27 protein-coding genes and 7 tRNA genes are annotated in these 26270 nt (G+C 71.7%); 21 read left to right on the top strand and 13 right to left on the bottom strand.

All coding sequences use genetic code 11. The features are described 5' to 3' along the window. Positions 1-123 precede the first annotated feature (123 nt). Positions 124-1359 (top strand): uroporphyrinogen-III C-methyltransferase, encoded by a 1236-nt coding sequence (gene cobA / locus ACGFML_RS07775; RefSeq protein WP_393541115.1) that lies wholly within the window; start codon positions 124-126, stop codon positions 1357-1359. 53 nt (positions 1360-1412) lie between these two features. After that, entirely contained in the window at positions 1413-2231 is an 819-nt protein-coding gene (locus tag ACGFML_RS07770; RefSeq protein WP_393541113.1) for a TrmH family RNA methyltransferase, read from the top strand. Positions 2232-2235: 4 nt separating this feature from the next. On the opposite strand, the gene ACGFML_RS07765 is transcribed toward ACGFML_RS07770, so the two are convergent. Then, a complete protein-coding gene (locus tag ACGFML_RS07765) occupies positions 2236-3570 on the bottom strand; it encodes a protein kinase (RefSeq protein ID WP_393541111.1) in 1335 nt (444 codons plus the stop codon). A 230-nt stretch (positions 3571-3800) separates the two neighbouring features. Between ACGFML_RS07765 and ACGFML_RS07760 the strand changes: the two genes are divergently transcribed. The 4 genes from ACGFML_RS07760 (at position 3801) to ACGFML_RS07745 (ending at position 6004) form a co-directional block, all read left to right on the top strand. Next, positions 3801-4058, top strand: a complete 258-nt coding sequence (locus tag ACGFML_RS07760; RefSeq protein WP_393541109.1) for a hypothetical protein — start codon at positions 3801-3803, stop codon at positions 4056-4058. A gap of 191 nt (positions 4059-4249) precedes the next feature. Beyond that, the gene (locus ACGFML_RS07755; protein WP_393541107.1) at positions 4250-4420 is read left to right on the top strand and encodes a hypothetical protein; all 171 of its coding nucleotides are present in this window, start codon (positions 4250-4252) and stop codon (positions 4418-4420) included. 252 nt (positions 4421-4672) lie between these two features. Next, positions 4673-5662 (top strand): phosphotransferase family protein, encoded by a 990-nt coding sequence (locus tag ACGFML_RS07750; protein ID WP_393541105.1) that lies wholly within the window; start codon positions 4673-4675, stop codon positions 5660-5662. 63 nt (positions 5663-5725) lie between these two features. After that, a complete protein-coding gene (locus ACGFML_RS07745; protein ID WP_393541104.1) occupies positions 5726-6004 on the top strand; it encodes a zf-TFIIB domain-containing protein in 279 nt (92 codons plus the stop codon). A gap of 63 nt (positions 6005-6067) precedes the next feature. Here the strand turns inward: ACGFML_RS07745 and ACGFML_RS07740 are convergent. From ACGFML_RS07740 to ACGFML_RS07720, 5 genes are all read right to left on the bottom strand, one after another. Continuing rightward, a tRNA-Val gene (locus ACGFML_RS07740) sits at positions 6068-6139 on the bottom strand. A gap of 35 nt (positions 6140-6174) precedes the next feature. Then, a tRNA-Val gene (locus ACGFML_RS07735) sits at positions 6175-6246 on the bottom strand. A gap of 24 nt (positions 6247-6270) precedes the next feature. After that, positions 6271-6342 (bottom strand) — tRNA-Val (locus ACGFML_RS07730). A 1-nt stretch (position 6343) separates the two neighbouring features. After that, positions 6344-6417 (bottom strand) — tRNA-Cys (locus tag ACGFML_RS07725). 35 nt (positions 6418-6452) lie between these two features. Then, a tRNA-Gly gene (locus ACGFML_RS07720) sits at positions 6453-6525 on the bottom strand. A gap of 177 nt (positions 6526-6702) precedes the next feature. Here ACGFML_RS07720 and ACGFML_RS07715 point away from each other — a divergent pair. The 3 genes from ACGFML_RS07715 to ACGFML_RS07705 are packed head-to-tail and all read left to right on the top strand — an operon-like array spanning position 6703 to position 9458. Further along, on the top strand, positions 6703-7773 hold the full coding sequence (locus ACGFML_RS07715) for a chorismate-binding protein (RefSeq protein WP_393541102.1): 1071 nt from the start codon (positions 6703-6705) through the stop codon (positions 7771-7773). After that, complete coding sequence (locus tag ACGFML_RS07710; protein WP_393541100.1) at positions 7770-8594, top strand: aminotransferase class IV; 825 nt, start codon at positions 7770-7772, stop codon at positions 8592-8594. The genes ACGFML_RS07715 and ACGFML_RS07710 overlap by 4 nt, the downstream gene beginning before the upstream one ends. Positions 8595-8627: 33 nt before the next feature. Further along, entirely contained in the window at positions 8628-9458 is an 831-nt protein-coding gene (locus ACGFML_RS07705) for a GNAT family N-acetyltransferase (RefSeq protein WP_393541098.1), read from the top strand. Between the two features lie 21 nt (positions 9459-9479). Here ACGFML_RS07705 and ACGFML_RS07700 read toward each other — a convergent pair whose 3' ends face one another. Continuing rightward, the gene (locus ACGFML_RS07700; RefSeq protein WP_393541096.1) at positions 9480-10010 is read right to left on the bottom strand and encodes a DsbA family protein; all 531 of its coding nucleotides are present in this window, start codon (positions 10008-10010) and stop codon (positions 9480-9482) included. 189 nt (positions 10011-10199) lie between these two features. Here ACGFML_RS07700 and ACGFML_RS07695 point away from each other — a divergent pair, with 189 nt between their 5' ends. Together ACGFML_RS07695 and ACGFML_RS07690 are read left to right on the top strand one after the other, a co-directional pair. Then, entirely contained in the window at positions 10200-10658 is a 459-nt protein-coding gene (locus ACGFML_RS07695; protein ID WP_393541095.1) for a hypothetical protein, read from the top strand. 68 nt (positions 10659-10726) lie between these two features. Next, positions 10727-10882 (top strand): hypothetical protein, encoded by a 156-nt coding sequence (locus ACGFML_RS07690; protein ID WP_393541094.1) that lies wholly within the window; start codon positions 10727-10729, stop codon positions 10880-10882. A gap of 44 nt (positions 10883-10926) precedes the next feature. Here the strand turns inward: ACGFML_RS07690 and ACGFML_RS07685 are convergent, their stop codons facing one another. Next, complete coding sequence (locus ACGFML_RS07685; protein WP_393541093.1) at positions 10927-11493, bottom strand: CGNR zinc finger domain-containing protein; 567 nt, start codon at positions 11491-11493, stop codon at positions 10927-10929. A 228-nt stretch (positions 11494-11721) separates the two neighbouring features. Further along, the gene (locus ACGFML_RS07680; RefSeq protein WP_003959770.1) at positions 11722-12135 is read right to left on the bottom strand and encodes an SsgA family sporulation/cell division regulator; all 414 of its coding nucleotides are present in this window, start codon (positions 12133-12135) and stop codon (positions 11722-11724) included. Between the two features lie 189 nt (positions 12136-12324). Between ACGFML_RS07680 and ACGFML_RS07675 the strand changes: the two genes are divergently transcribed. The 4 genes from ACGFML_RS07675 (at position 12325) to ACGFML_RS07660 (ending at position 13605) form a co-directional block, all read left to right on the top strand. Then, complete coding sequence (locus tag ACGFML_RS07675) at positions 12325-12756, top strand: TIGR02611 family protein (protein WP_393541092.1); 432 nt, start codon at positions 12325-12327, stop codon at positions 12754-12756. 73 nt (positions 12757-12829) lie between these two features. Next, positions 12830-12901 (top strand) — tRNA-Val (locus ACGFML_RS07670). Positions 12902-12987: 86 nt separating this feature from the next. Continuing rightward, the gene (locus tag ACGFML_RS07665) at positions 12988-13449 is read left to right on the top strand and encodes an SRPBCC family protein (RefSeq protein WP_393541091.1); all 462 of its coding nucleotides are present in this window, start codon (positions 12988-12990) and stop codon (positions 13447-13449) included. Between the two features lie 84 nt (positions 13450-13533). Then, positions 13534-13605 (top strand) — tRNA-Val (locus ACGFML_RS07660). A gap of 149 nt (positions 13606-13754) precedes the next feature. Here the strand turns inward: ACGFML_RS07660 and ACGFML_RS07655 are convergent. After that, on the bottom strand, positions 13755-14480 hold the full coding sequence (locus tag ACGFML_RS07655; protein ID WP_393541673.1) for an exonuclease domain-containing protein: 726 nt from the start codon (positions 14478-14480) through the stop codon (positions 13755-13757). A 202-nt stretch (positions 14481-14682) separates the two neighbouring features. On the opposite strand from ACGFML_RS07655, the gene ACGFML_RS07650 reads away from it, so the two are divergent. From ACGFML_RS07650 to thrS, 3 genes are all read left to right on the top strand, one after another. After that, the gene (locus ACGFML_RS07650; RefSeq protein WP_393541089.1) at positions 14683-15273 is read left to right on the top strand and encodes a DUF4365 domain-containing protein; all 591 of its coding nucleotides are present in this window, start codon (positions 14683-14685) and stop codon (positions 15271-15273) included. Continuing rightward, entirely contained in the window at positions 15273-16460 is a 1188-nt protein-coding gene (locus ACGFML_RS07645) for a hypothetical protein (RefSeq protein ID WP_393541087.1), read from the top strand. The genes ACGFML_RS07650 and ACGFML_RS07645 overlap by 1 nt, the downstream gene beginning before the upstream one ends. Before the next feature lie 112 nt (positions 16461-16572). Continuing rightward, entirely contained in the window at positions 16573-18552 is a 1980-nt protein-coding gene (gene thrS / locus ACGFML_RS07640) for a threonine--tRNA ligase (RefSeq protein WP_393541085.1), read from the top strand. A 51-nt stretch (positions 18553-18603) separates the two neighbouring features. Here thrS and ACGFML_RS07635 read toward each other — a convergent pair whose 3' ends face one another. Beyond that, positions 18604-19245 (bottom strand): potassium channel family protein, encoded by a 642-nt coding sequence (locus tag ACGFML_RS07635; RefSeq protein ID WP_393541083.1) that lies wholly within the window; start codon positions 19243-19245, stop codon positions 18604-18606. 67 nt (positions 19246-19312) lie between these two features. Between ACGFML_RS07635 and ACGFML_RS07630 the strand changes: the two genes are divergently transcribed. From ACGFML_RS07630 to ACGFML_RS07620, 3 genes are all read left to right on the top strand, one after another. Continuing rightward, on the top strand, positions 19313-19870 hold the full coding sequence (locus tag ACGFML_RS07630; protein WP_393541081.1) for an HIT family protein: 558 nt from the start codon (positions 19313-19315) through the stop codon (positions 19868-19870). A 115-nt stretch (positions 19871-19985) separates the two neighbouring features. Continuing rightward, positions 19986-20759, top strand: coding sequence for a polysaccharide deacetylase family protein (locus tag ACGFML_RS07625; protein ID WP_393541672.1), 774 nt, complete (start codon positions 19986-19988; stop codon positions 20757-20759). Further along, positions 20759-21961: a YncE family protein gene (locus tag ACGFML_RS07620; RefSeq protein WP_393541080.1), complete on the top strand. Its 1203-nt coding sequence runs from the start codon at positions 20759-20761 to the stop codon at positions 21959-21961. The genes ACGFML_RS07625 and ACGFML_RS07620 overlap by 1 nt, the downstream gene beginning before the upstream one ends. An 87-nt stretch (positions 21962-22048) precedes the next feature. On the opposite strand, the gene ACGFML_RS07615 is transcribed toward ACGFML_RS07620, so the two are convergent. Then, positions 22049-23728 (bottom strand): hypothetical protein, encoded by a 1680-nt coding sequence (locus tag ACGFML_RS07615; RefSeq protein ID WP_393541078.1) that lies wholly within the window; start codon positions 23726-23728, stop codon positions 22049-22051. 129 nt (positions 23729-23857) lie between these two features. Then, positions 23858-26056: an elongation factor G-like protein EF-G2 gene (locus tag ACGFML_RS07610; protein ID WP_393541076.1), complete on the bottom strand. Its 2199-nt coding sequence runs from the start codon at positions 26054-26056 to the stop codon at positions 23858-23860. Between the last annotated feature and the right edge of the window lie 214 nt (positions 26057-26270).

Here is a 26270-nt window from a genome sequence, read left to right as displayed (position 1 = left end):
GTGGGCCGGGGCACTACCTCTCACCCGGTGCCCCGGCCGAACCACCCTCGCCGGCCGCTCCAGAGCCGCAGCGGCCGAGCCGGATGTCGCCTTCGCACCACCCGCACAAGGAGCCGTATCACCATGGCTGAGCATGTCACCGAGCACGCCGCCTACCCCGTCGGACTGCGGCTGTCCGGCCGCCGTGTGGTTGTCCTCGGCGGCGGCCAGGTCGCTCAGCGCCGGCTCCCCTCGCTGGTCGCCGCCGGTGCCGACGTCCTGCTGATCTCGCCGTCCGCCACCCCCTCCGTCGAGGCGATGGCCGACACCGGCGAGATCCGCTGGGAGCGCCGCCGCTACCAGGACGGCGACCTCGCCGACACCTGGTACGCGCTGATCTCCACCGACGACCCGGAGGCCAACGCCGCGGCGTCCGAGGAGGGCGAACGCCGCCGGGTGTGGTGCGTACGCTCCGACGACGCCTCGGCCGCCACCGCCTGGACGCCGGCCACCGGCCGCAGCGAGGGCGTCACCGTCGCGGTCCTCACAGGTCAGGACCCGCGCCGCTCGGCCGCCGTCCGCGACGCGATCGTCGAGGGCCTGCGCGACGGCAGCCTCGCCGCGCCGCACCACCGCCGGCCGCACACCCCCGGGGTGGCCCTCGTCGGCGGCGGGCCCGGCGATCCGGACCTGATCACCGTCCGGGGCCGCCGGCTGCTGGCCGAGGCGGACGTGGTCATCGCCGATCGGCTCGGCCCCCGCGACCTGCTCGCCGAGCTCCCGCCGCACGTCGAGGTGATCGACGCCGCGAAGATCCCCTACGGCCGCTTCATGCCGCAGGAAGCGATCAACAACGCCCTGATCGAGCACGCCAAGGCGGGCAAGGCCGTGGTCCGCCTCAAGGGCGGCGACCCGTTCGTCTTCGGCCGCGGCATGGAGGAGGCCCAGGCGCTCGCCGAGGCCGGCATCCCCTGCACGGTCGTCCCCGGCATCTCCAGCACCATCTCCGTCCCCGGCGCCGCCGGGATCCCCGTCACGCACCGGGGCGTCGCGCATGAGTTCACCGTCGTCAGCGGCCATGTCGCCCCCGACGACACGCGTTCGCTGGTCGACTGGAGCGCGCTGGCCAAGCTCCGCGGCACTCTCGTGGTCCTGATGGGCGTCGAGAACAGCGGCGCCATCGCCGCCAAACTGATCGAGCACGGCCGCCCGTCCGACACCCCCGCGGCCGTCATCCAGGAAGGCACCACCGCCTCCCAGCGCCGCGTGGACGCCACGCTGGCGACGCTCGGCGAGCGGGTACGGGCCGAAGGCGTCCGTCCCCCGGCGGTCATCGTCATCGGCGACGTCGTCGCCGTGCACACCGCTACCCACAGGTAACCGATCCCGTACGCGGCATTGGCACCCCGACACCGACAAGGCACCATCTCCCCGTGGCAGAAATCATCACCGTCGATGACCCGGACGACCCGCGGCTGAGCGACTACACCGGCCTCACCGACGTCGAGCTGCGGCGCCGGCGCGAGCCCGCCGAAGGGCTCTTCATCGCCGAGGGGGAGAAGGTCATCCGGCGCGCCCGGCACGCCGGATACGAGATGCGCTCCATGCTGCTCTCGGCCAAGTGGGTCGACGTCATGCGCGATGTCATCGACGAGGTCCCGGCACCGGTCTACGCCGTCGCCCCGGACCTCGCCGAGCGGGTGACGGGCTATCACGTCCACCGCGGCGCGCTCGCCTCCATGCAGCGCAAGCCGCTGCCGGACGCCACCGAGCTGCTGCGCACCACCCGCCGCATCGTGGTCATGGAAGCCGTCAACGACCACACCAACATCGGTGCGATCTTCCGCAGCGCCGCGGCGCTCGGCATGGACGCGGTGCTGCTCTCCCCGGACTGCGCCGATCCGCTCTACCGCCGCTCGGTCAAGGTCTCCATGGGCGCGGTGTTCTCCGTCCCCTACGCCCGCCTGGAGAGCTGGCCGCGCGACCTGGCGGCGGTCCGGGAGGCGGGCTTCAAACTGCTCGCACTGACCCCGGCCGAACAGGCCACCGCCATCGACGAAGCCGCCCCGCACACCCTGGAGCGGGCCGCTCTGATGCTCGGTGCGGAGGGCGACGGCCTGACGACCGGCGCACTGCGGTCGGCCGACGAATGGGTCCGCATCCCGATGGCCCACGGCGTGGACTCGCTGAACGTCGGAGCGGCCGCCGCGGTCGCCTTCTACGCGGTCGCCACCGGCCGCCCGGAGTCCTGACCGCTCAGGACACCCCGTCACCCGCCGGGTGGGCCCGCTCGTACGGGGCGAGGGGCACCGGCCGCTCCACGCCCAGCCCACGGGCCGGACCCTGGCAACCCTGCGCCGCCGCGATTCCGAGCGCGACCAGCAGCGTCACCACCACGAACACGATGACCCGCTGGCGCAGCAGCCGACGGTCGGGGCCGGGGCGGCGACCACCCGACGCCGTACGGGCCGGAGCGCGGGATCCGGTACGCCGCCGCGCGGGCCGCGCCCCCGGGACCCGCCCCGCACCGTGTCCGCCGGTCCGCGGGCCGGTGCCCGAAGCCGGGCCCGGTACGGACGGCCGGGCCGCCGAGTCGCGCGGCGCCGGCGGCCGGGCGGCGTGCGGCCGGGGGGCGGACGTCCCCGCCGTCCCCCGCTCGGTGCGCTGGCGCGCGTACTCCTCGGCCCGCTGTCCGGTGGGACGGCCTGCCGGACGGCGCTCCGCCCGCTCCCAGCCCGGACCGCTCTCCGCGGTGTCGCCCGACAGGCCGTGCGCCTCGCGGGCCGCGATCTCCTTGAGCCGGAGCGACAGCGACAGCGTGCTCGGCCGGTCCGCCGGATCCTTGGCGAGACAGGTCGCCAGCAGCGGTGCCAGCGCGTCCGGCACCCCGGTCAGCTGCGCCTCCTCGTGCACCACGCGGTAGAGCATGACCTCCGAACTGCCCTGTCCGAACGGTGAGTCCGCGGTGCAGGAGTAGGCGAGGGTGGCGCCCAGCGCGAAGATGTCGGTCGCCGGTGTCACCGCGGCGCCGCGCACCTGCTCCGGCGCCAGGAAGCCCGGCGAGCCGACAGCCGTACCGACGTGCGTGAGTGTGCTGGCGCCGGTGGCCCAGGCGATGCCGAAGTCGATGATCCGCGGGCCCTTGGGCGACAGCAGGATGTTGGACGGCTTCAGATCGCGGTGCACCACGCCCGCGTCGTGGACGGCGAGCAGCCCCTCGGACAGCGCGGCACCGATGGAGGCGACCTGCGCCGGGGACAGCGGTCCCTCGTCGTTGACCTTGTCGTGCAGCGAGGGCCCGGGAACGTACTGCGTGGCGAACCAGGGGCGGTCCGCGTCCAGGTCGGCTGCCACCAGGCGGGCCGTACAGCCGCCGCGGATCCGCCGGGCCGCCGAGACCTCGCGCGCGAACCGCGACCGGAACTCCTGATCCTCCGCCAGGTCCGGCCGGATCACCTTCAGCGCCACCCGCTGCCCGCGCTTGTCCGAACCGAGATAGACCACGCCCATCCCGCCCGCGCCGAGCCGGCGGTGCAGCCGGAACGTCCCGACGACACGCGGGTCCTCGCGTCGGAGCCGCATCATCGCCATGTCCGTCGTCCCCTACCTGCGGTGGGCGAGGCCCCACTCCGCTGCCAACCGTCTGACGTGGCACAGCTTACGGATTGACGGCTCGCTGTGCTGAGAGGCCGCGCATGCGTCGGCAACCGGATTGTCAGTGGCGGGTGGGATCCTCGAAGAGCGGGACGGAACCGGCCGCCGGGCGGCCCGACTTCCCGTGCGAGAGCTCAATGATCCGTCACAGAAGGGGTTTTGACGCGATGAAGGGTGATCGGGTGGAGATAGTCGTGGATGCCGGAGACACGACCAGGGCGTACGAGGTGCTGGCGAGCCGGGCGGGGCGCAGGGTGGAGACGGCGGTGCGCAGGGGAGTGGTCGAAGTGAGCGAAGTCACCCGAGGGGGATCGGTGGTGCGGACGGCCCGCTTCATGGCCAACCGCGTCCTCGCCCTCGTCGAGCATCCGGTGGCCCGGGCCGACGAGTCGGAGCATCCCCTCGGGGACGTCCCCACCCCCTAGCCCCCGATTCTCCACCCAGGGGAGTACACCGGGCACCCTGCCGTCATCCTCCTGGAGGCCAGGGAATCAGTACGACGGCATGACGCCCGGCGCCCGCCGCGTGCCTAATGTGGTGTCCAAGCGGCGGGCGCACACACTCGTCCCCCGAGGTCAGACGCCCGCCGCTCCGGACTCGACAGGAGCGGTGAGCGATGGCGCAGAGCACAGGACGGACGGCCACCGGCCGGCCCTCCGGCACGCGTCACCCCTTGGTCGCCATGGCCATGGCGGTGCCGCTGGCGATACTCCTGGCCGTGGTCTTCGGCGGCTGGGATGCCGTCGTCACACAGGCGTCGTCCGTGGCCGGAATACTGGGGCGCTGAGCGGCGCCCCGGTCCCGGGAGAGCGGCCCGGGACGGGGACCTCCGGCCGTAACCCCGTGGGGACGGGGGTGTGGCGGACGGCAGGAATGGCCGGGCATCTGGGGAGATGCCCGGCCATTGAGCTCTTCCGGCGACCGCCGCTCGTAGGGGCCCGCGGTGCGCGTACGATCCCAGCCCGGGGCCGCCCGCGGCCTCGCCGCACCACTCGGACAACCGGCGCACCACGCACGGCTCGCAGGACTCGGGGGCACCATGACCGGCACCGCACCACTGCTGCGCCGCCTGGCCGCGCTGACCACGGCGCCCGGACCGGCCCCGCGGACAGCCCCCGAGGTCCTTGCCGACCGCCCCGACGGCACGGTCGTGCGCGCCGGCCGCACGGTCGCCAAGGCGCACGCCCCCGACTGCGATCCGCACGACCTCGCCGCCCGGCTCCGTATCGCCGCCCACCCCCTGCTGCACGGCATCCTGCTGCCGCCGCTCCCGGTCACCGCACCGGACGGCTTCCTCATCCGCGCCGACGACGGCCGAGCCCTGACCCGCTGGCCCTACGGCACCCCGGTCTCGCCCGATGATCCCGACGCCGCTCCCTGGCAGGACGCGGCCCGCCTCCTGGCCCACCTGCACTCCGTCGACGTCGGCCGACTCTCCGGTCCCGTCCCGCCGATGCGCGGCCCGGCCAAGGCCGCCCGCGCCCTGACCCGACTGCGCACCGCTCTCGCCCCCGGCACCCACCCCGCGCCCCTTTCCGCGGCCGCCGACGCCGTCGAACGTGCCTGGTCCCTGCTCCCGCCCTGGTCACGCGCCGCCGCCCCGCCGCCCCGCACGGAGCTCCTCTGCCACGGCGACCTGCATCTGGGCCAGCTCGTCCGCCATCCGACCACCGGCGGCCCTTGGCTCCTGATAGACGTCGACGACCTGGGCGTGGGCGACGGAGCCTGGGACCTGGCCCGTCCCGCCGCCTGGTTCGCCACCGGCCTGCTCGCCCCGAACATCTGGTCCGGATTCCTGGCCGCCTACCGCGCCGCCGGCGGCGTCGCCGTCCGCCCGGCCGGCGACCCCTGGCCCGACCTGGAGGTTCCCGCTCGCGCCCTGACGGTGCAGACCGCCGCGTTGGCGGTCGCCAAGGCAGCCGCCGCGGTCCGCCCCCTGGACGAGATCGAGACCGCGGTCGTCGACGCCTGCGCCCGGATGACTTCCCTGCCGCAGCAGTTGGCGCCCGCCGCCCTGGACGTAGGGTGAACATCTCGCCGCCGGGAGGCCGTTCCGGCGGTGCCGTAGTGAGTGACAGGAGTTGAGCCGACGATGCAGTGCCCCAAGTGCCATGCGCCGATGCACACGTACAACCGCAACGGCGTCCAGATCGAGCAGTGCTCCGGCTGCCGGGGAATCTTCCTGGACTACGGGGAGCTGGAGTCGCTGGCCCGCCTCGAGACCCAGTGGGTGCAGCAGGCCCCGCCGCCGCCCGCACCACAGGCATACCCCGCCGCCCCGGCCTGGGGCGCCCCGCATCAGGGCCACCACGGCCATCATGGTCACCACGGCCATCACCGGAGCTTCGGCCACATGCTGTTCTCTTCCTGAGCCGGGGCCGGCTGAACAACGCCGAAGGGCCGGAGCGATCGCTCCGGCCCTTCGGCTCAGGTGTGGACGATACTGGGATTGAACCAGTGACCTCTTCCGTGTCAGGGAAGCGCTCTCCCGCTGAGCTAATCGTCCTCGGGACCACGGCCAGGGAGCCGCGGGATGCTGCGTGCGCGATACTGGGATTGAACCAGTGACCTCTTCCGTGTCAGGGAAGCGCTCTCCCGCTGAGCTAATCGCGCGGGTGTCCGGTGAAGCCGGACCAGTGGACGATACTGGGATTGAACCAGTGACCTCTTCCGTGTCAGGGAAGCGCTCTCCCGCTGAGCTAATCGTCCTTGGAGGTGGAGACGGGATTTGAACCCGTGTAGACGGCTTTGCAGGCCGTTGCCTCGCCTCTCGGCCACTCCACCAGGAGTGAGGGGGTTCGGGAAGATCCCCCACATCGAGCGGACGACGAGACTCGAACTCGCGACATCCACCTTGGCAAGGTGGTGCTCTACCAACTGAGCTACGTCCGCAGATGTCTCTCCCAGACTACGTCCGGGAGCTACGTGGCCTCCGGGGCGCTGCTGCGTCCCGGCGACGTGTTGAACTCTAGCGGATTCCGGGGCCAGTACAAAAACGCGTTTGTGCAGCGTGCTGCGCTGCACGCTCGGCCGAGGCGGCGGCCGGGCCGCCGCCATAGACTCACTGACGTGCGCGACTTCCCTGCCCTTGCCCGCTTCGGTGGCCTGATAGCCACCGACCTGCGCGATGTCACCACCGATCCCGCGGCCCTGGATTCCTCGGGCTGGTGGGCCGTGGTCGCCGACTTCGAGGGGGACGTGGTCTGCGCCCGCTTCGGCGACGTTCGCGCCGCCGGCGCCGCCGACCGGCCCGCCACCGACGGCTGGCAGGGCCCCGCGCGCGAGGACTGGGGCAGTTCCATGGATCGTGCCGCCTATACCGCCGGAGTGCGGCGGGTGCGTGAATACATCGCGGCCGGCGAGGTCTACCAGGTGAACCTCTGCCGGGTCCTGTCCGCCGCGCTGCCCGACCCCGCCCGCAGTGATGTCGACGCGCTCTCCGCGGTGCTGGCCCACGGCAACCCCGCCCCGTACGCGGGCACGCTCCGGCTGCCCGCCCACGGCGTCGAGGTCGCCACCGCCTCCCCCGAGCTGTTCCTGCGCCGCGACGGACGTACCGTCGAATCAGGCCCCATCAAGGGGACCGGCAGAACGGCCGCGGATCTGAGCGCGAAGGACCGGGCCGAGAACGTGATGATCGTGGACCTGGTCCGCAATGATCTCGGCCGGGTCTGCGCCGCCGGCACCGTGACCGTCCCGGCACTGTGCGCGGTCGAGCCGCACCCCGGACTCGTCCACCTCGTCTCCACGGTGCGCGGTGAACTCGCCGAGGCCCATGAGAAGACCGCCTGGGCGGACCTGCTGACCGCCACTTTCCCGCCCGGCTCGGTCACCGGCGCTCCCAAGTCCAGCGCGCTGCGGATCATCGACGAGCTGGAGACCGCCCCCCGCGGCCCGTACTGCGGAGGCATCGGCTGGGTCGACGCCGACCGGCGTACCGGTGAGCTCAACGTCGGCATCCGTACGTTCTGGATCGACCGCGCGACACCCGGCGGGCCGGTCCTGCGGTTCGGCGCCGGGGCGGGCATCATCTGGGACTCCGAACCGGAGCGGGAATGGGCGGAGACCGAACTGAAGGCGAGCCGGCTGCTGGCGATAGCGTCGGGCGGGCACGAAGTGAGCGGAGGAAGGCGACGATGAAGATCTGGCTCGACGGGGGACTGGCAGACGCCGACGGCGCCCGGATCACGGTCTTCGACCACGGGCTGACGGTCGGCGACGGCGTCTTCGAGACCATCAAGGCCGACCGTGGACGTGCCTTCGCCCTCACCCGCCATCTGGAGCGGCTGGCCACCTCCGCGCGCGGGCTCGGCCTGCCCGAACCCGACCTCGACGAGGTGCGCCGCGGCTGCCTGGCCGTCCTGGAGGCCAACCCGATGGCCCTCGGCCGGCTGCGGATCACCTACACCGGAGGACCCTCACCGCTCGGCTCGGACCGCGGGGACAGCGGTACGACCCTGGTCATCGCGGCCTCCGAGGCGACCCGCCGCCCCGACACCACCGCCGCCGTCACCGTCCCCTGGACCCGCAACGAACGCGGCGCGCTCGCGGGCCTGAAGAGCACTTCGTACGGCGAGAACGTCATCGCGCTGGCCCGCGCCCGTGAACGGGGCGCCTCCGAGGCGCTGTTCGCCAACACCGTCGGCGCCCTGTGCGAGGGCACCGGATCCAATGTCTTCGTCGTCCTCGACGGCGAACTGCACACCCCGCCGTTGCACTCCGGCTGTCTGGCCGGCATCACCCGCGCCCTGACGGCCACCTGGGCGGGTGCCAAGGAGACCGATCTGCCGCTGGACGTCCTGGAGCGGGCCGAGGAGATCTTCCTGACCTCCACGCTGCGCGACGTCCAGGCCGTGACCCGCGTCGACGGCCGCCAACTGGCCGACGAGCCCGGCCCCGTGACGGCCGCGGCCATGCGGATCTTCGACGAGCACGCCGCCGCGGACTTCGATCCCCGGTGATGACCGGGCCCCGCGCCAGGGTAGGAAGTCCTCGTGACCACTACGCTGCGCCCCGCGGGGCCGGAAGAACGCCATGACGACGGCGGCCGGGCCCGTTCGTACGACGTCTGTGTCAACAGCCGCCGGGTCGGCGGGATCCGGCTGACCACCGATGCCCGCTTCGGCCCGGCAGCCGGCCGGATCGAGGCACTGGACATCGACCGGCCGGACCGGCACCGCGGCCGCGCCACCGTCGCCGCCCTTGCCGCCGAGGAAGTGCTGCGCGGATGGGGCTGCAAACAGATCGAGGTGACCGTCCCGGCCGCCGCCGAGGGCGCCGTACGCCTGGCCGCCGCCCTCGGCTACACCGAGCGCAGCCGCAAGATGACCAAGGCGCTGGACGCGCCGCCCGAGCTCCCCGACGGCAGCCACGAGCGCCGCATGAGCCCGGGGGAGTACCCAGGGTGGCGCGCGGCGGCGCTCGCCGAGCACATCCGGGTGCAGACGAGCCAGGGCGTGCCCCGCGAACGCGCCGAGCGGGCGTCCTACGAGGGCCATGCCGCGATGCTGCCGGACGGCGCGGACACCCACGGCCACGCACTGCGGATCCTGGCGCACCACGGCGCGGACGTCGGGACGATCTGGATCGCGGTGGAGATCCCCGGGCATCCCGGCGGCTATGTCGTCGATGTGACGGTGGACCCCGGACACCGCGGCCGAGGCCATGGCCGCACCCTGATGCTCGTCGCCGAACGGGTCTGCCTCGCGGCGGGCCGGCCGGTGCTGGGCCTCAACGTCTACGCCGGCAATGCGCCCGCGCTCGGGTTGTACGGCTCGCTCGGCTATGGGCCCACCGCGTACGAACTGGGCAAGCGGATCCTGTGATGCCGGCCGGCGCCGGGCGGCTCAGCCCTGTCCGGCGAGCAGCCGGTCGGTGATCTCCTCGATGCGGACGCGCAGGCCCTCCTGGCTCTTGCCGCCGTCCAGCCGCTCGCCGCCGATCACGTAGGTCGGGGTCCCGGTCACGCCGATCGCCTTGCCCTCGGCCTGGTCCGCGTCGACGATCAGCAGGTGCCGCCCGTCGATCAGCGCGGTGTCCATCTCCTCGGCGTCCAGGCCCAGCTCTTCGGCCACCGCCAGCAGCAGCTTCGTCCCGCCCTTGCCCAGCTCCGCGGTGCGCTCGAGCACGGCCTCGATGTACGGCCACCCCCGGCCCTGCTCGATGGCCTCCTCGGCCGCCTGGGCCGCGGCGTAGGCGTGCGGGTGCTTCGGCAGGGGGAAGTGGCGCAGCCGGATGTCCAGCCGGTCGCCGTAGCGCTCCCGCAGTGACCGCAGGTCGTCCAGGGCCGCGTGGCAGTCCGGGCACTGCAGCTCGCACCACACGTCCAGGACGGGGCGCTGGGGAGGGACGGGAGCGGAGGCCGTGGCGTCGTTCATGGGGCCAGTCTTCCAGCCCGTACACCCGGCCCCCAACCGGCACCTGTGGAGGAGCGCGACCCCGAGATCTCCCTGAGGGGCCACCGGAACGTGTCCGTTCGGGCGCCGGACAGGGCAGGATGGAAAGGAGTACACCGAGCACTGCGTCCCTACGTCGCACGCTCGACCATCCACCGGCAGGAGGACCGGATGCTGACCTCGACCGTCTGTGCCGCGGTGTCGGCGGCGGGCCTGGCCATCGCCGCGCTGACGGCCTACCGCAAGCGGTTCCTGGCCGCGACCCGCATCGCGGCGTTCTCGCTGATTCCCATCGGCCTGGTGATGACGGGTGTCATCGACTGGGTCACGAACGTCGTCTTCAAGCCCACGGTCTGGGCCGGATTCGGCGTGCTCGCGATCTCGGTCGCACTGTTCATGATCAGCAGGGTGGTGGAGCGCCGCAGGGGCGGTGTCGGCGGCCGCAAGGAGCGCAAGGCCGCCGCGGCTGCCGGACACGACGTGGTGGCGCCGGCCGCCTCCGCGCCCTCCCTCCCCACCGGCCGCGGCGCCGCTCAGCCGGCCGGCAAGACGAAGGCCAAGGGCAAGGGCGGTGCCCCGAAGGATGACTTCTCGGACATCGAAGCGATCCTGAAAAAACACGGGATCTGATGAACTACCGCTGTTGAGGCGGTTATTGGGGGCAGGAAGACGATCATCTGCGCCATGATGCGCGCGAGATGAACGATGAGTGTGCCCTGCCCCGGGAGGACGTCCCGGCCCCCGAAACGCGCGGCTGCCTTTTCGCGCTGTCCCAGCCACCGCTGATGCTCTTCCTCGGCATCATCGGCTTCCTGCTTCTCCTTGGCGCCGTGCACGACCTCTACATCCTGTGAGCCGCCGGGCGCCCTGCCCCGGGCGCCCCGCCCCGGGCGGCCGCTCAGCCCGCGGCGTCCCGCTGCCGGGCCCGGTAGGCCGCGACGTGCAGCCGGTTCCCGCAGGTGCGGCTGTCGCAGTAGCGCCGGGAACGGTTGCGTGAGAGGTCGACGAAGGCGTGCCGGCAGTCCGGGGCCTCGCAGTAGCGCAGTCGCTCGCGCTCCCCGGCGACGACGATGAAGGCCAGCGCCATCCCGCCGTCCGCGGCGAGGTGATCGGCGACCGAGGCGCCCGGCGCGAAGTAGTGGACATGCCAGTCGTAGCCGTCGTGATCGGTCAGCCGCGGAGTGGTGCCGGCCGAGGCGACCAGCGCGTTGAGCACCTCCGCGGCCTGCCGGTCGCCCTCGGCCGCGAAGACCTGGGCGAGCCGGGCCCGCAGGGCGCGTACGGCCGCCAGATCGGCCTCCCCGAGGGTGCCCACATCGCTGATGCTGTTGCGCAGCACGAACTCCTGGAGCGCCGCGAGGTCGGCCAGACTGTCCGGCGCGCCGGGCTCCTCGCCCTCCGGGGCCGTGTTGAGCAGATCGACGACCGCGTCGAGCGCGCACCGGGTGTCATGGGTGATCAGCACGGTTCCGCTCCCTGGCCGAGTGGGGGACGGATGGGAGCCGCCCCCGGTGTCGTTGCCGAATGGTCGCCGACTCTAGCGTCTGGAACAAGCCTCGGCGCCGTCTCCGCGGTGGGTCCGCGACGACGGCGCCGAAGTGTGCCGTATGAACTTTTCGGTGCTGAGCCGTCGCCCCGAGTCGGACGGCCGCACGTGTGAGCGGGTGGTTGCGGTGGGCGGCTGGGGTGCGTCTCAGCTCTCTGCCAGGATGTGGGAGAGCTCGGTGTCGAGATCGAAATGCCGGTGTTCCGTACCGGGTGGTACGGCGGCATCGGTCCTCTTGAGGAACGACTCGAGGGCCCGCGCGGGGGCCTCCAGCAGGGCTTCGCCTTCCGGAGAGCTCAGGGCGATACAGACGACACCCTGACCGTGGCTCCGGGACGGCCATACACGGACGTCTCCGGTGCCTGTGGGCCGGTGCAGGCCCTCGGCGAGGAGGTCGCGGGCGAAAACCCACTCCACTGTCTCCTCGGCTCCGGTATGGAAGGTGGCATGCACGGCATAGGGATCGGCCGTGTCATACCGCAGGCCCGCGGGTACAGGCAGTGAGGACTCGCTCGACACAACGAGGCGCAGGTGCAGCTCGCAGCTGACCGTGGTGTTCATAAGCGCCAGGGCCTTTCGCTCAGTGTGCGCTCGGGGATTCGCACGTCGGCGAAATCGACATGCCACCTACGGTGCCGTTGTAAACCCCTCTGACGGTTTTGGGTGGCTTCAGGTACCTCTTACGGCGGATTGCGAGATCGTCCTCAGCGGTAATTCCGGCGGACGGAACGCGTCCGGTAAGTTGGCGGTATGAATACGGAGAGTAACGGGGGGCCGGAAAGTGCCGAGGGTGGCGCCGGGAGGGCCGAGCAGCCACTCGGCTCGCGGGCACCGCACTTCATCAAGCGTTCCCGGCCGCTGCACCTGAGCTGGCAGGTCGGCGTCTTCGTCGTCGGCCTCGCCGTGGTGGTGGCCGGCGTGATCATGCTGCCGCTGCCGGGGCCCGGCTGGCTCGTGATCTTCGCCGGAATGGCGATCTGGGCGACCGAATTCGTTTGGGCCCAGCTGGTGCTGCGCTGGACCAAGCGAAAGGTCACCGAGGCCGCCCAGAAGGCGCTCGACCCCAAGGTGCGGCGGCGCAACATCATTCTCACGAGCATCGGCCTGGTGATCATCGTCGCGCTGCTCGCGGTCTATGTGTGGAAGTTCGGCTTCGCGATGCCGTGGCACGTCGGCGAGTGACCCGGCGGTGGTCGGAGGCCCCGGCGGTGGTCGGAAGGGCTCGCCGGCGTGGGGTAATGTTGGCGGTGCGCCGGGGCGATTAGCTCAGTGGGAGAGCGCTTCGTTCACACCGAAGAGGTCACTGGTTCGAACCCAGTATCGCCCACCCCGGACGACGGCCCGGAGACATGAAGTCTCCGGGCCGTCGCGGTTGTTGGGCGCCGGTGCCGCCTCGGGGCGCACACTGGGATCATGCCCGACTGGTCCAGCCGACTGCACCGCTATCGCTTCCGCAGCGAATGGCTCCTCAACGCCCCGCCCGCTGTCGTCTATGCCGTCCTCGAGCGCGGTGAGGCGTACCCGCGCTGGTGGCCACAAGTGCGCGAGGTGGCCTCGATCGACGAGCACCGCGGGCTGGCCCGCTTCCGGTCCTGGCTGCCGTACGACCTGACGGTCGTGGTGACCGAGCGGATACGCGATCCCGGGGCGGGCGTGCTGGAGATGGCGCTGCGCGGGGACATGGGCGGCTGGGCGCGCTGGACGGTCCGGCCGGGGCACGGCGGCACGCGGGTCGTCTTCGAGCAGGAGGTCGAGGTCTGCAAGCCGCTGCTGCGGCAGCTCGCGCTGGTGGGGCGGCCACTTTTCCGGCTCAATCACGCGCTGATGATGCGGGCCGGGCGGCGCGGGCTGGCGGCCTGGCTGGCCAGGGGGTGAGGGGCTCGGGAACAGGAATTTGATGGAAGGCCGCAGCGGCCTGTATTGTTCAGCTCGTTCGCGAGGGAAACCCCGCAGACACCCGGGCGATTAGCTCAGTGGGAGAGCGCTTCGTTCACACCGAAGAGGTCACTGGTTCGAACCCAGTATCGCCCACCGGGATCAAGGGCCGGTCCGCCAATTGGCGGCCCGGCCCTTTTCGTTGTGCCGTCACCGCCCGTGGTGCGCGGGGCGCGTGCCGGAAACTCCGCGGAATGCCCGTGCGCCGGCCATTCCCGCAATGGCCGGGAATTGCTGATGTGCTTTCAGGCCACCGCCGGGAGTTCCGGCCGCAGCGGCCAATGCGGATCGACCGCCTCGGGGGCGCCGCTGCGGGCGAACCATGCCTCGAGCCCGCGGGCCTGGGCGGCGTGCCAGACCGCCTGGCGGGTGTGCAGCTCGCCCGGCTGCAGTCCGTCCAGTCGGGCCGCGAAGCGGTTGCCCAGGGCGCGGACGACGCGCAGCGCGGCGTGGGCGTCGGCGGCCGCCTCGTGGGCGTCGGTCAGCTCGACCTCGTAGTGGGCGCACAGGTCCGTCAGAGTACGGCGGCCCTTGCGGTAGCGGTCGAGGTGCTTGTCCAGGACCCGGGGGTCGAGGACGCACAGCGGATGGGCGCCCAGATAGGCATCCAGCGAGCTGGCGCGATGGCGCTTCAACTCGCGGTCCAGGAGGGTCAGATCGAACGGGGCGTTCATCACGACCAGCGGGCGGCCGGCCACCGACTGGGCGGCCAGCGCGCGTGCGACCTCCTCCAGCACCGGCGCCGGCCAGCGGCCGTGCAGGGCGAGGTGGTCGGCGGTCAGACCGTGCACGGCGGTCGCCGCCTCGGGTATCCCGACGCCGGGGTTGATCAGCCAGCGGGTGACGCGGGGGGCGGAGCGCGGGGTCTCCTGGACGACGAGGGCCGCGGAGACGATGCGGTCCCGCTCGACGTCTATCCCCGTCGTCTCGGTGTCGAAGGAAGCAAGTGGACCGTCGTACCAGGGCGGCATCATCCCAACTCCTCGCGTTTGTGGGGCGGATGGCGGCTCGCGCCGTCCGAGCTGGTGATACCCGGGCCGTCCGGGTCTCGAACCGTTCTTTGTTTGACGGGTACTTGACGCGGAGACAACCAGAGGGACGGGCCGCGGCGTCGTCCGCGCGGCCTCCCCGTCAATCACCATCGACCGGCACGGCCCGGAAGGCACCCCTGCGATGACGCTCGCGCAGCCCGAACCGGGCGGGCTGTCCCCCGCAAGCGGGAGGCACCCCCAGCCTCAGCGGATCACTCCGCAGCGCGGCGGGATCGCCACGACTGCCTGCATGGAGACCCTCCAGGTGGGCGCTCTGCACGCGATCGCCGCCGCCTCCGGATGCTCCCTGGCGCAGCCCTTCCCGGACAACGGAATCGACTGGCACGTCAGCCACGCCGCGCCAGACCACACCGTCGACGACGAGGTCACCATCAAGGTGCAGCTCAAGTGCACCTACCAGACAGCCCCTTGCCCGCCCGGCCCGACCTTCGCCTTCACGCTCGACAACGACCACCTGGTGAAACTGGCCCGGACGCCCGTGGCGGTGCACAAGATCCTGGTCGTGATGCTGGTGCCACGGACCCAGGAGGACTGGCTGCGGGCGGGCCACGACAGCCTCGAAATGCGCCACTGCTGCTACTGGATCAATCTGGCCGGCCACCCGGTGACCGGTCGGCGCCGGACCACTGTGCGGATCCCGACCACGCGGATCTTCGACGACCGCGCGCTCTGCGAGATCATGGCGCGGGTCGGGGCGGGAGGGAGACCCTGATGGACCGGCCAACCCATGAATTCGCCGAATACGACGCGCGGCCGCTGGATCCCGCGCAACTGGACCCCGGGGTGCTCAGTGCGCTGCTGGCCCGCCACGGCTGGCGGCGCAGGGGCGGGGCCGCCGGTCATTACGCCCGGTGGACGCCCCCCGGCCCGGGAGCCGGCACCAGCCTGCTGGTGCCGCACGACCGCCGGTTCCCCGACAGCGGGGAGCTGCTCGCCGAGGCGTTGGCGGCGCTGGCGCAGAGCGCGCTGCCGTCCGCCCGGGAGGTGCTGGTGGGGCTCGCGGTGCCCAGCGACGAGGTGCGGTGGGAGCGCGAGGTCCCGGAGGACGGTTCCGGGGCCGGGCACTGGGTCGCACAGGAGCGGTTGCGCGGCGCCGCCCGCTCGATGCTGGTCGCCGGGGCGCTGGGCACCTGTGCCCGGGCCGGCTACTACGGGGCCCGGCACAAGCGGCACGCCGAACGCTTCCTGGGGGAGGTGCTGGTCGGGCCGGTGTCGGCCGGGAGCCGGCTGACCGGGTTCGTCCCGGTGCACGGCGGGCGCGCCGCCGTCTGCGGGCTGCAGCTGGCGCTGCACGCGATCCGCGACGCCACCGACTATCAGCGGGCCACCGGCCGGATGGAGGCCTTCGACGCCGCGGTCGAGTTGGGCGCCTGCCATGAGCTGACGCAGGCGCTGATCGCGCTGGTGCGGGACACGGAAGGGGCACGGATCGCGGTGGAGTGGTCGCCGGCCGCCGGTACCCCGGCCGGTTTTGCGGCCCACCCCGAACCGGTGGAGTTCTCCCCCGGTGATCTGCCCGCGCTGCAGCAGGCCGCCCAGCGGTACGTACGGGAGGAGCCGTCGCTGCCGGTCCGGGTGACAGGGACCGTCGTCCGGCTGCGCAGGGAGCGGCCGGGCGGGCCCGGTGCGGTGCGGCTGCGGGTGATCGCCGGGGCCGACGTGGTGCAGGTCCGGGTGGTGCTGGGGGAGGAGGACTACCGCATCGCCGGGCATGCGCACCTGGTGGGACTGCCCGTCCGATTGAGCGGGCGGCTGGAGAGCCGGGGCGGGTTCCGGCGGATCACCGGGGGCCGCGACGTCACGCCCGTACAGGTCGACGAGGCCGAGCGGGACCGGCTGCTGAAGTCGCTCCAGGAGAATCTCGACGTCTTCGAGGAGGCGTGCGGCGGCGAGGAATGACGCCGCTGTGCCGGTCGGCGGCAAACCGTTTCGCGGTCGGGTCGGGTGGCTCGGTACGATTCGCCTGCGCAGCAATCGCTGACGCAAAAGAGACATGAGTCAGGAGAGACCGGTGTCAGACGTCCGTGTGACCGTCCAACGCGATTCCGAGCGGGAAGAACGCGTGGTGACCACGGGGACTACGGCCGCCGACCTCTTCCAGGGCGAGCGCAGCATCGTCGCCGCGCGGGTCGCCGGAGTGCTGAAGGACCTCGCGTACGAGCTCGCCGACGGCGACGCGGTCGAGCCGGTCGAGATCACCTCCGAGGACGGCCTGAACATCCTGCGGCACTCCACCGCGCATGTCATGGCGCAGGCCGTGCAGGAGCTGTTCCCGGAGGCGAAGCTCGGCATCGGCCCGCCCATCAAGGACGGCTTCTACTACGACTTCGACGTCGACACCCCGTTCCACCCGGACGATCTCAAGCGCATCGAGAAGAAGATGCAGGAGATCCAGAAGCGCGGGCAGAAGTTCGCGCGCCGGGCGGTCGACGACGACGCCGCGCGCGAGGAGCTGGCGGACGAGCCGTACAAGCTGGAGCTGATCGGGCTCAAGGGCTCCGCCGCCGATGCCGCCGACGGCGCGTCCGCCGAGGTCGGCGCCGGCGAGCTGACCATCTACGACAACCTCGACGCCAAGACCGGCGAGCTGTGCTGGAAGGACCTGTGCCGCGGTCCGCACCTGCCCAGCACCCGCGCCATCCCGGCCTTCAAGCTGATGCGCTCGGCCGCCGCGTACTGGCGTGGCAGCGAGAAGAACAAGCAGCTCCAGCGGATCTACGGCACCGCCTGGCCCACCAAGGACGAGCTCAAGGCGCATCTGGAGTTCCTCGCCGAGGCCGAGAAGCGCGACCACCGCAAGCTGGGGTCGGAGCTGGATCTCTTCTCCATCCCCGAGGACATCGGTTCGGGTCTGGCGGTCTTCCACCCCAAGGGCGGCATCATCCGCCGGGTGATGGAGGACTACTCGCGCCGCCGCCACGAGGAGTCGGGGTACGAGTTCGTCTACACCCCGCACGCCACCAAGGGGAAGCTGTTCGAGAAGTCGGGCCACCTGGACTGGTACGCCGACGGCATGTACCCGCCCATGCAGCTCGACGAGGGCGTCGACTACTACCTCAAGCCCATGAACTGCCCGATGCACAACCTGATCTTCGACGCGCGCGGCCGCTCGTACCGTGAACTGCCGCTGCGCCTCTTCGAGTTCGGGACCGTGTACCGGTACGAGAAGTCCGGGGTCGTGCACGGCCTCACCCGCGCCCGCGGCTTCACCCAGGACGACGCGCACATCTACTGCACCAAGGAGCAGATGGCGGACGAGCTGGACGCCACGCTCACCTTCGTCCTCGACCTGCTGCGCGACTACGGTCTGACCGACTTCTACCTGGAGCTGTCCACCAAGGACCCGGAGAAGTTCGTCGGCTCGGACGAGGTGTGGGAGGAGGCCACCGAGACGCTTCGGCAGGTGGCCGAGAAGCAGGGGCTGCCGCTGGTCCCGGACCCGGGCGGCGCCGCGTTCTACGGGCCGAAGATCTCTGTGCAGACCAAGGACGCCATCGGCCGGACCTGGCAGATGTCGACCGTCCAGCTGGACTTCAACCTGCCCGAGCGGTTCGACCTGGAGTACACCTCCGCCGACGGCAGCAAGCAGCGCCCGGTCATGATCCACCGCGCGCTGTTCGGTTCGATCGAGCGGTTCTTCGCCGTGCTGCTGGAGCACTACGCGGGAGCCTTCCCGGCGTGGCTGGCCCCGGTCCAGGCGACCTGCATCCCGATCGGCGACGCGCACGTGCCGTACCTGGAGGAGTTCGCCGCGCGGGCGAAGGCCAAGGGGCTGCGGGTCGACGTGGACTCGTCGTCGGACCGGATGCAGAAGAAGATCAGGAACGCGCAGAAGGCCAAGGTTCCGTTCATGATCATCGCTGGTGACGAGGACATGGCGGCCGGCGCCGTCTCCTTCCGTTACCGCGACGGGTCGCAGAAGAACGGAATTCCGCGCGACGAGGCGATCGCCGAGATCCGGGACATCGTGGAGCGCCGCGTCCAGGTGTGAACCTGTCCGTGAGCGCGGGCCCCGGAGAGCCGACCGCTCTCCGGGGCCTCCTCATGTCTCGCCCTCCTGCCGGAACCGCCGCAGCAGCCACGACGAGAACGAGCCCACGACCGCCCCGACCAGGGCCACCCCGACGAACATCAGCCCCACCCCGGTCACCCGGCCACGCGGGGTGACCGGCGTGGCGTCGCCGTACCCGGTGGTCGACAGGGTCGAGGCGGCCCACCACACCGCGTCGCCGAAGGACCGGATGTCGGCGTGCGGGGCGTTGCGCTCGTCGTGGTAGACGGCCAGGCTGGCGGCGAACCCCAGCAGCAGCGTGGTCAGTCCCGTGTACGTCATCACCCGGGACTCCAAGGAGAGGCGCGGATGGTCCCGGCGCCGCTGCATCCGCTCGTGCATGTCGACGATCCGCAGCGGGCGCAGCAGCGGGAGCACGGTCACGATCAGATCCAGCCAGCGGGTGCGGACGAAGTGCCGGCGGTCGTCGCTGAGCAGCAGCCGAGCCAGGTACTCGACGATGAAGACGCCCCAGGAGACCGCGGTGACGGTCCCCCAGAACGTGTGCCAGCCGGGGGAGAGGTCGGGTACCAGGACCCGCACCGCGTAGGAGGCGAGGAAGAGCATCGAGGCGACGAAGAGGTAGGGCTCGGCGGTCCGCTCCCACGTCCACAGTCGCTGTTGCCTGTCCACCGGCCCAGCATCGCCGAGCGGTCGGTGGGGTCCGCCCCAACGACACGCCGACGAAGGGCGAAGCCATATGCTGACCCGTATGACAAGCGAGCCGGAGCAGCAGATCGGAGTCGGGACCCAGGACGCCTTCCAGCGCCTGTGGACGCCCCACCGGATGGCCTACATCCAGGGGGAGAACAAGCCGAGCGGTCCGGGGGCCGACGACGGCTGTCCGTTCTGCGCGATCCCCGCGAAGTCGGACGAGGACGGTCTGGTGATCGCGCGCGGCGAGCACGTCTACGCGGTGCTGAATCTGTACCCGTACAACGGCGGGCACCTCATGGTCGTCCCGTTCCGGCATGTCGCGGACTACCCCGAGCTGGACGGCGCGGAGACCGCCGAGCTGGCGGAGTTCACGAAGCGGGCGATGGGTGCGCTGCGGACGGCCTCCGGGGCGCACGGTTTCAACATCGGGATGAACCAGGGCAGCGTCGCCGGGGCCGGTATCGCGGCGCACCTCCACCAGCACGTCGTGCCGCGCTGGGGCGGCGACACCAACTTCATGCCGGTGGTCGGCCACACCAAGGTGCTGCCCCAACTCCTCGCCGACACCCGAGCGATGCTCGCGGAGGCCTGGCCCGCATAAGGGCCGCTCCGGCAGGAGCTCCGGCCGACACGCAGCCCGCTAAATCGGTCAGATCACCACAAATTCAGACAGTTGCCACTCTAATGATGTGGTGACCTCTCCCGCTCGTCGCACCGTGCTGCGCGCGGCCACCTCGGCCGCCGCCGCCGGCGTGCTCGCAACGGGCTGTGCACCGGAGCACAGGGACGCCACGGCCGTACGGGCCGTCACGCCCCCGCACTCCGGCGGGCCCAGCGCACCGCATCCCGCCCCGGCGCACGCCGCACGGCCACCGACCCGGGTCCCCGGCGGGCCGGCGCAGATCACCCACGGCCCGCGGGACGGCCGTGCCGTCGCGCTGACCTTCCACGGCAGGGGCGATCCCAAGCTGGCGAGCGCCCTGCTGGGCGAGGCCGAGCGGGCCGGCGCCAGGGTGACCGTGCTCGCCATCGGCGACTGGCTGGACGAGCAGCCCGCGATGGCCCGCCGGATTCTCGACGGCGGCCACGAGCTGGGCAACCACACCATGCATCACCGCAATATCTGCGCGATGCCCGCCGCCGACGCCTACGCCGAGATCACGCGGTGCGCCGACCGGCTGCACCGGCTGACCGGCAGCATCGGCAGCTGGTTCCGCCCCTCGCAGGCCCAGCGGGCCACCGATCTGGTCACCCGACTGGCTCGCCGGGCCGGCTATCCGCACGTGCTGTCCTACGACCTGGATTCCCTCGACTCCACCGATCCCGGTGCGCCGGCCGTCCGGCGCACGGTCCTGGACGGGATCGGACCCGGCTCGGTCGTGAGCCTTCACCTCGGGCACGCCGGCACGGTGGCCGCACTGCCCCCGATCCTCGACGGACTCCGCCGGCGCGGGCTGCGCGCGGTGACGACAACGGAGCTAATGACCTGATGGCTGACCGGAACCGCAACCCCGCCCGCAGATCCCCCCGCTCCGGCCGGACCGCCCTGCTCGCCGTGGCGTGCGCCCTGGTGGCGGCGGGCTGTTCCGGCGGCGGGGGGACCAAGGCCGCCGAGCACGGCCCGCGCCCCGCGAAGCCCTCGGAGGCCAAGGCCGTCTCCCCGGGCCTGCCGGGGATGCCGCCGCTGGTCGACGAGAGAGACCTCTACGCCGCGGACCGGCCCAACAAGCTGGCGCCCCAGGTGCGGGACTTCCCCTCGCGGGTGTACGTGCCCAATACCGGTTCCGATTCGGTCAGCGTCATCGACCCGAAGACGTACAAGGTGATCGAGACGGTCCCGGTGGGGGTGCAGCCGCAGCATGTGGTGCCGTCCTGGGACATGAAGACGCTGTGGGTCAACAACAACCGGGGACACGACCTCACCCCCATCGACCCCGCCACGGGCAAGGCCGGCAAGCCGGTGAAGGTCCACGACCCCTACAACCTCTACTTCACGCCCAACGGGAAGTACGCGGTCGTGATGGCCTCCAAGGACAAGCAGCTGGTCTTCCGGGACCCGCACACCATGGAGGTCCGCAAGACCCTTCCGGTCAGCTGCGCGGGGGTCAACCACGCCGACTTCTCGCCGGACGGGCGGTACTTCGTCGTCTCCTGTGAGTTCTCCGGCGAGCTGCTCAAGGTCGACACCGAGAAGATGACGGTGATCGGACAGCAGAAGCTGCCGTTCGAGGGCGCGATGCCGCAGGACGTGAAGATCTCCCCGGACGGTAGGACCTGGTACATCGCCGACATGATGGCCGACGGGGTGTGGGTCCTGGACGGCGACCGCTTCACCAAGCCGCGGCTGCTGCCCACGGGCAAGGGCACCCATGGCCTCTACGTCAGCCGCGACTCCCGGAGGATGTACATCTCCAACCGCGGTGAGGGCTCCATCTCGATCCTGGACTTCGCGAACGGGGAGCTCGTCGACAAGTGGCACATCCGTGGGGGTGGCAGCCCCGACATGGGCGGTGTCTCGGCCGACGGCAAGGTGTTGTGGCTGTCCGGCCGCTACAACTCCGAGGTGTACGCGCTCGACGCCCACACCGGAAAGACGCTCGCGAAGATCCCTGTGGGCCAGGGGCCGCACGGGCTGGCGGTGTATCCGCAGCCGGGGCGGTACTCGCTGGGCCACACCGGGATCTTCCGCTAGGGACTTCGAGGACGGCGCCTGGGGGACGGGGGCGGGGCCGCGGGGGCCCGCCCCGGCGGACGGCGACGGGAGCGCGCGGCTGCGCGCTCAGGCGTTGTACTCGTCGGCGTTCCTCGGCTCCGCGCCCTGGACCATGCCGCTCAGCGCCAGCGAGCGGTTGTCGAAGCGCTCGGTGTCCACGCCGTTCTCCTTGAGGACGCTCATCGCGGCGGCGTGCACCACCCGCAGCACCGGGGTCGCGGCACGCAGCGCGTCGTCGGCCATGAAGCGGTGCCGCCAGGGCTTGTCGGCCCAGACGTGGCGCAGGCCGAACGGCTCGGGGAGGGTGAGCTTGCCGCCGAGGAAGTCCAGGACCGGCGGGAACCACGTCAGCGGTGCGCGGGCGGCGAGCCGGACGACCTCGGTCGCGTCGATCAGCGGCAGCGTGATCTTCTTGGTCTCCCAGAACCTGACGGTCTTGGCGACGTCCTTGGTCTTGGGCTCCGGCTTGGTCGTGAAGAGACCGTGGACGGGGCCGAGGGCATGCCCGGTCACCTCGATGCGGAGCGTCTCGTGCAGCACGGTGACGGTGATCATCAGGGTGAGCACCAACTGGCCGTCCCAGAGGACGAACTGGACGCCCAGATAGTGGCGGTTGCCGGCGCCGAACTGCTGCTCGTTGCAGATGCGCTCTATCTCGTGACCGCGGATCTGGTACGCATCGGTGTCCGTGCCGTCCGGGCGGGCGACCGCGCCGGCCTTCTCACCGACCGGCGAGACGATCCAGTGGCGCACCGACGGGGCCGGGAAGCCGCCGGTGTGCAGCGGCGAGCGCTCCAGCAGACACAGCCGGTCGTGGATCACCCGCACGACATCCCAGCTGCGGAACGGGTGGATCTCGACGCCTTCCTGGGCCGGCCGGAGCTCCTCGGCGAGCTGCCAACTGCCCCAGCGCGTCCCCATGCCGAGTATCCCCTTGGGGCCGGCGTAGAAGACGACGTTGCTGTTCTGCTCGGCGGTGACTTTGGCGAGATTCTGACGGAGCGTCTCGGCGGCGGTCTGGTTGGGGTCCTGCGGTACCGCCTCGGGGATCTTCGCGGCCACGCCGCCGCCGTCGAGCAGCCCCTGCCATGCCCCCCGCATGGCCACGGCGGCCTTCTCGCAGATCTGCTTGGCCCACCACCAGCCGACCACCGGGGCGATCAGCATGGCGCGGACGTACAGCGGCCAGAAGCCGTTGAGCGGCAGTTTGACCATGAAGAACACCGCGACGCCGGCCAGCACCACCAGCAGCGCCCCGCCCAGCAGGGACAGGCCGCCGCCCCCACCGTCCTTGGAGAGCATCTTCTTGATCTGGAACGCGCCCAGCCACAGCAGCACACCGGGCAGGAACAGCAGCCCGAAGAGCACCATGATCAGCGTCAGCTTGGCGTCCCGCTGCTTGCGGACGCGGGTGGCGGACAGACAGTGCTCGACGATGGTCTGCGGCTCGGTCCCGAAGGACTGGATGAGGGCCTTGCGCCCGCCGCCGAGCATCCGCTCCTGCACGGCGCGCGAGAACGCCTCGCCCATGTTCGGGGCGAACAGCGACAGCTTCGGGGCCTTGATGGCGGACTTGTGGGCGTCGGAGTCGGCCTTGGCGATGTCCGAGAGGGGGCTGTCCCGATACGCGGCGGAGGCCAGCGCCTGGGTCGCCGCCGTCTGCCCGGCGCCCCCGGAGACCGGGACCTGCGCCCCCGGACTGAAGTCGAAGCCGTCTGCCACTACCGCCCCCATCACCGCACGCATCCGATGATGCGGCTCTTTCCCGACTACCGCTCACGGCACACCTGCTGAGCCTGTGACCTCCGTGTCTCAGCGTACAGCCGCCGTCCAGCCCAAGGGAGTTGAGACGGACAGCGGCTGATTCATCGTTGACTATGCGCCGTTCTCGGCCTCCTCCCGCACCTTCTGGGCGAGCTGCGACGGCATCGGCTCGTGCCGTGCGTGGACACGGCTGAAGCGGCCGGTGCCGTGCGAGAGGGAGCGCAGGTCGATGGCGTACCTGCCCAGTTCGGTCTCGGGGACCTCGGCGCGGATGAGCGTGCGGCCCGCCCCGGACTGCTCGGTGCCCACCACCCGGCCGCGGCGCGAGGACAGATCGCTCATCACCGGACCGACGAAATCGTCCGGAACCAGTACGGCCACCTCGGCGACCGGCTCCAGCAGATCGATCCGGGCCTCGGCGGCCGCCTCGCGCAGCGCCAGCGCGCCGGACTTCTGGAACGCGGCGTCCGAGGAGTCGACGGAGTGCGACTTGCCGTCGTGCAGCGTGACGCGGATGTCGACCAGCGGATGCCCGACTGCCACCCCGCGTGCGGCCTGGGCCCGAACGCCCTTCTCCACGGACGGGATGAACTGCCGGGGCACCGCGCCGCCCACGACCTTGTCCACGAACTCGATGCCGGAGCCGACCGGCAGCGGTTCGACCGTGATCTCGCAGATCGCGAACTGCCCGTGGCCGCCGGACTGTTTGACGTGGCGGCCGCGCCCGGACGCGGTGGTGCCGAAGGTCTCCTGCAGCGCCACCTTGTGCGCCACGGTGTCGACCTGGACGCCGTAGCGGGACCGCAGCCGCTCCAGCGCCACGTCGACATGCGCCTCACCCAGGCACCACAGCACCATCTGGTGGGTGTCCGGGTTGTGTTCCAGGCGCAGCGTCGGGTCCTCCGCCACCAGGCGGGACAGGCCCAGCGAGAGCTTGTCCTCGTCGGCCTTGCTGTGCGCCTCGATGGCGACCGGCAGCAGCGGATCCGGCATCGCCCAGGGCTCCATCAGCAGCGGAGCGTCCTTGGCCGACAGGGTGTCGCCGGTCTCGGCGCGGGTCAGCTTCGCCACGCACGCCAGATCGCCGGCGATCGCCCGGGACAGCGGCCGCTGCTGTTTGCCGAAGGGCACGGACAGCGCACCGACCCGCTCGTCGACGTCGTGGTCCTCGTGGCCGCGGTCCTCCAGGCCGTGCCCGGAGACGTGCACCGTCTCGTCCGGACGCAGGGTGCCGGAGAAGATCCGCACGAGGGAGACCCGTCCGACGTACGGGTCCGAGGAGGTCTTGACCACCTCGGCCGCGAGCGGACCGTCGGGATCACAGGTGAGCGCCGCGCACGGGGCGCCGTCGGTGCCGGTCACGGCCGGCGCCGGACGCTCCGCCGGCGTCGGGAATCCGCGGGTGATCAGCTCCAGCAGCTCGATGGTGCCCAGCCCCTGCCGGGCGCCGTCGGCGGCCGGGGCGGCGGCGAGCACGGGGTGGAAGGTGCCCCGGGCGACCGCTGTCTCCAGATCGGAGGTGAGGGTCTTGAGGTCGATCTCCTCGCCGCCGAGGTAGCGGTCCATCAGGGTCTCGTCCTCGCTCTCGGCGATGATCCCCTCGATGAGCCGGTTGCGGGCCTGTGCGATCAGCGGCAGCTCGTCCGCCGCCGGCGCGCGCTCGGTGCGCTCGCCGGAGGAGTGGTCGAAGACCCGCTGCGAGAGCAGGTCGATCAGGCCGTGCACGGGTGCCTGGCCGTCGGCGCCCGGTGTCCCGTACAGCGGGAGATACAGCGGCAGCACGGCGTCCGGGTCGTCGCCGCCGAAGGTGTCGCGGCACCGGCGGGTCATCTCGTCGAAGTCGGCGCGGGCCGCTTCCAGGTGGGTGACGACCAGGGCGCGTGGCATGCCGACCGCCGCGCACTCGTCCCAGACCGTCCGGGTCGCGCCGGCCACCCCGTCCGCCGCCGAGACGACGAAGAGGGCCGCGTCCGCTGCCCGCAGACCGGCCCTCAGCTCCCCGACGAAATCGGCGTACCCCGGGGTGTCCAGGATATTGATCTTGACGCCGCCCCAGTCCACCGGGACCAGGGAGAGCTGTACGGAACGCTGCTGGCGGTGCTCGATCTCGTCGTAGTCCGACAGACAGCCGCCGTCCTCGACCCGGCCCGCCCGATTGACCGCGCCGGATGCCAGCGCGAGGGCCTCGACCAGGGTGGTCTTTCCCGAACCGCTGTGGCCGACCAGCACCACATTCCGCAGGGCGGTGGGCCGGTCGGCCGTCAACGCCCCTCCGGCGGCTCCCGGGCGTGTACGCGATTTCTCGCTCATGTGTCTCGCCTCCAGGTCGACACTTTGCGGTGATTCGAGCTTTCCACCGCGGTCACCATGCGTCCATACGTGGCGCAGCGGGCGGTCCCGGGCCGTGCCGGCGAACGGCGCCCGGGACGCGCCGGGAGGCGTGCGGCGCGGCGCCCGCGCCGAGCGTTGCACCCGGCGCCGCGATGCGTTCGTGGTGGTCCGTGGCCGCCTGGCTACGATGGGC

The sequence above is a fragment of the Streptomyces sp. NPDC048650 genome (assembly GCF_043199095.1).
Lineage (GTDB): Bacteria > Actinomycetota > Actinomycetes > Streptomycetales > Streptomycetaceae > Streptomyces.
This window is presented reverse-complemented; position numbering and strand designations above follow the sequence as displayed.

Coding starts and splice junctions, on each gene's coding strand:
- ACGFML_RS07690 (WP_393541094.1), top strand. CDS start 10,727: ATGAACGATGAGTGTGCCCTGCCCCGGGAGGACGTCCCGGCCCCCGAA.
- ACGFML_RS07620 (WP_393541080.1), top strand. CDS start 20,759: ATGGCTGACCGGAACCGCAACCCCGCCCGCAGATCCCCCCGCTCCGGC.
- ACGFML_RS07615 (WP_393541078.1), bottom strand. CDS start 23,728: ATGCGTGCGGTGATGGGGGCGGTAGTGGCAGACGGCTTCGACTTCAGT.
- cobA (WP_393541115.1), top strand. CDS start 124: ATGGCTGAGCATGTCACCGAGCACGCCGCCTACCCCGTCGGACTGCGG.
- ACGFML_RS07680 (WP_003959770.1), bottom strand. CDS start 12,135: ATGAACACCACGGTCAGCTGCGAGCTGCACCTGCGCCTCGTTGTGTCG.
- ACGFML_RS07750 (WP_393541105.1), top strand. CDS start 4,673: ATGACCGGCACCGCACCACTGCTGCGCCGCCTGGCCGCGCTGACCACG.
- ACGFML_RS07645 (WP_393541087.1), top strand. CDS start 15,273: ATGGACCGGCCAACCCATGAATTCGCCGAATACGACGCGCGGCCGCTG.
- ACGFML_RS07760 (WP_393541109.1), top strand. CDS start 3,801: ATGAAGGGTGATCGGGTGGAGATAGTCGTGGATGCCGGAGACACGACC.
- ACGFML_RS07665 (WP_393541091.1), top strand. CDS start 12,988: ATGCCCGACTGGTCCAGCCGACTGCACCGCTATCGCTTCCGCAGCGAA.
- ACGFML_RS07655 (WP_393541673.1), bottom strand. CDS start 14,480: ATGCCGCCCTGGTACGACGGTCCACTTGCTTCCTTCGACACCGAGACG.
- ACGFML_RS07745 (WP_393541104.1), top strand. CDS start 5,726: ATGCAGTGCCCCAAGTGCCATGCGCCGATGCACACGTACAACCGCAAC.
- ACGFML_RS07695 (WP_393541095.1), top strand. CDS start 10,200: ATGCTGACCTCGACCGTCTGTGCCGCGGTGTCGGCGGCGGGCCTGGCC.
- ACGFML_RS07650 (WP_393541089.1), top strand. CDS start 14,683: ATGACGCTCGCGCAGCCCGAACCGGGCGGGCTGTCCCCCGCAAGCGGG.
- ACGFML_RS07710 (WP_393541100.1), top strand. CDS start 7,770: ATGAAGATCTGGCTCGACGGGGGACTGGCAGACGCCGACGGCGCCCGG.
- ACGFML_RS07765 (WP_393541111.1), bottom strand. CDS start 3,570: ATGGCGATGATGCGGCTCCGACGCGAGGACCCGCGTGTCGTCGGGACG.
- ACGFML_RS07610 (WP_393541076.1), bottom strand. CDS start 26,056: ATGAGCGAGAAATCGCGTACACGCCCGGGAGCCGCCGGAGGGGCGTTG.
- ACGFML_RS07755 (WP_393541107.1), top strand. CDS start 4,250: ATGGCGCAGAGCACAGGACGGACGGCCACCGGCCGGCCCTCCGGCACG.
- ACGFML_RS07630 (WP_393541081.1), top strand. CDS start 19,313: ATGCTGACCCGTATGACAAGCGAGCCGGAGCAGCAGATCGGAGTCGGG.
- ACGFML_RS07700 (WP_393541096.1), bottom strand. CDS start 10,010: ATGAACGACGCCACGGCCTCCGCTCCCGTCCCTCCCCAGCGCCCCGTC.
- ACGFML_RS07675 (WP_393541092.1), top strand. CDS start 12,325: ATGAATACGGAGAGTAACGGGGGGCCGGAAAGTGCCGAGGGTGGCGCC.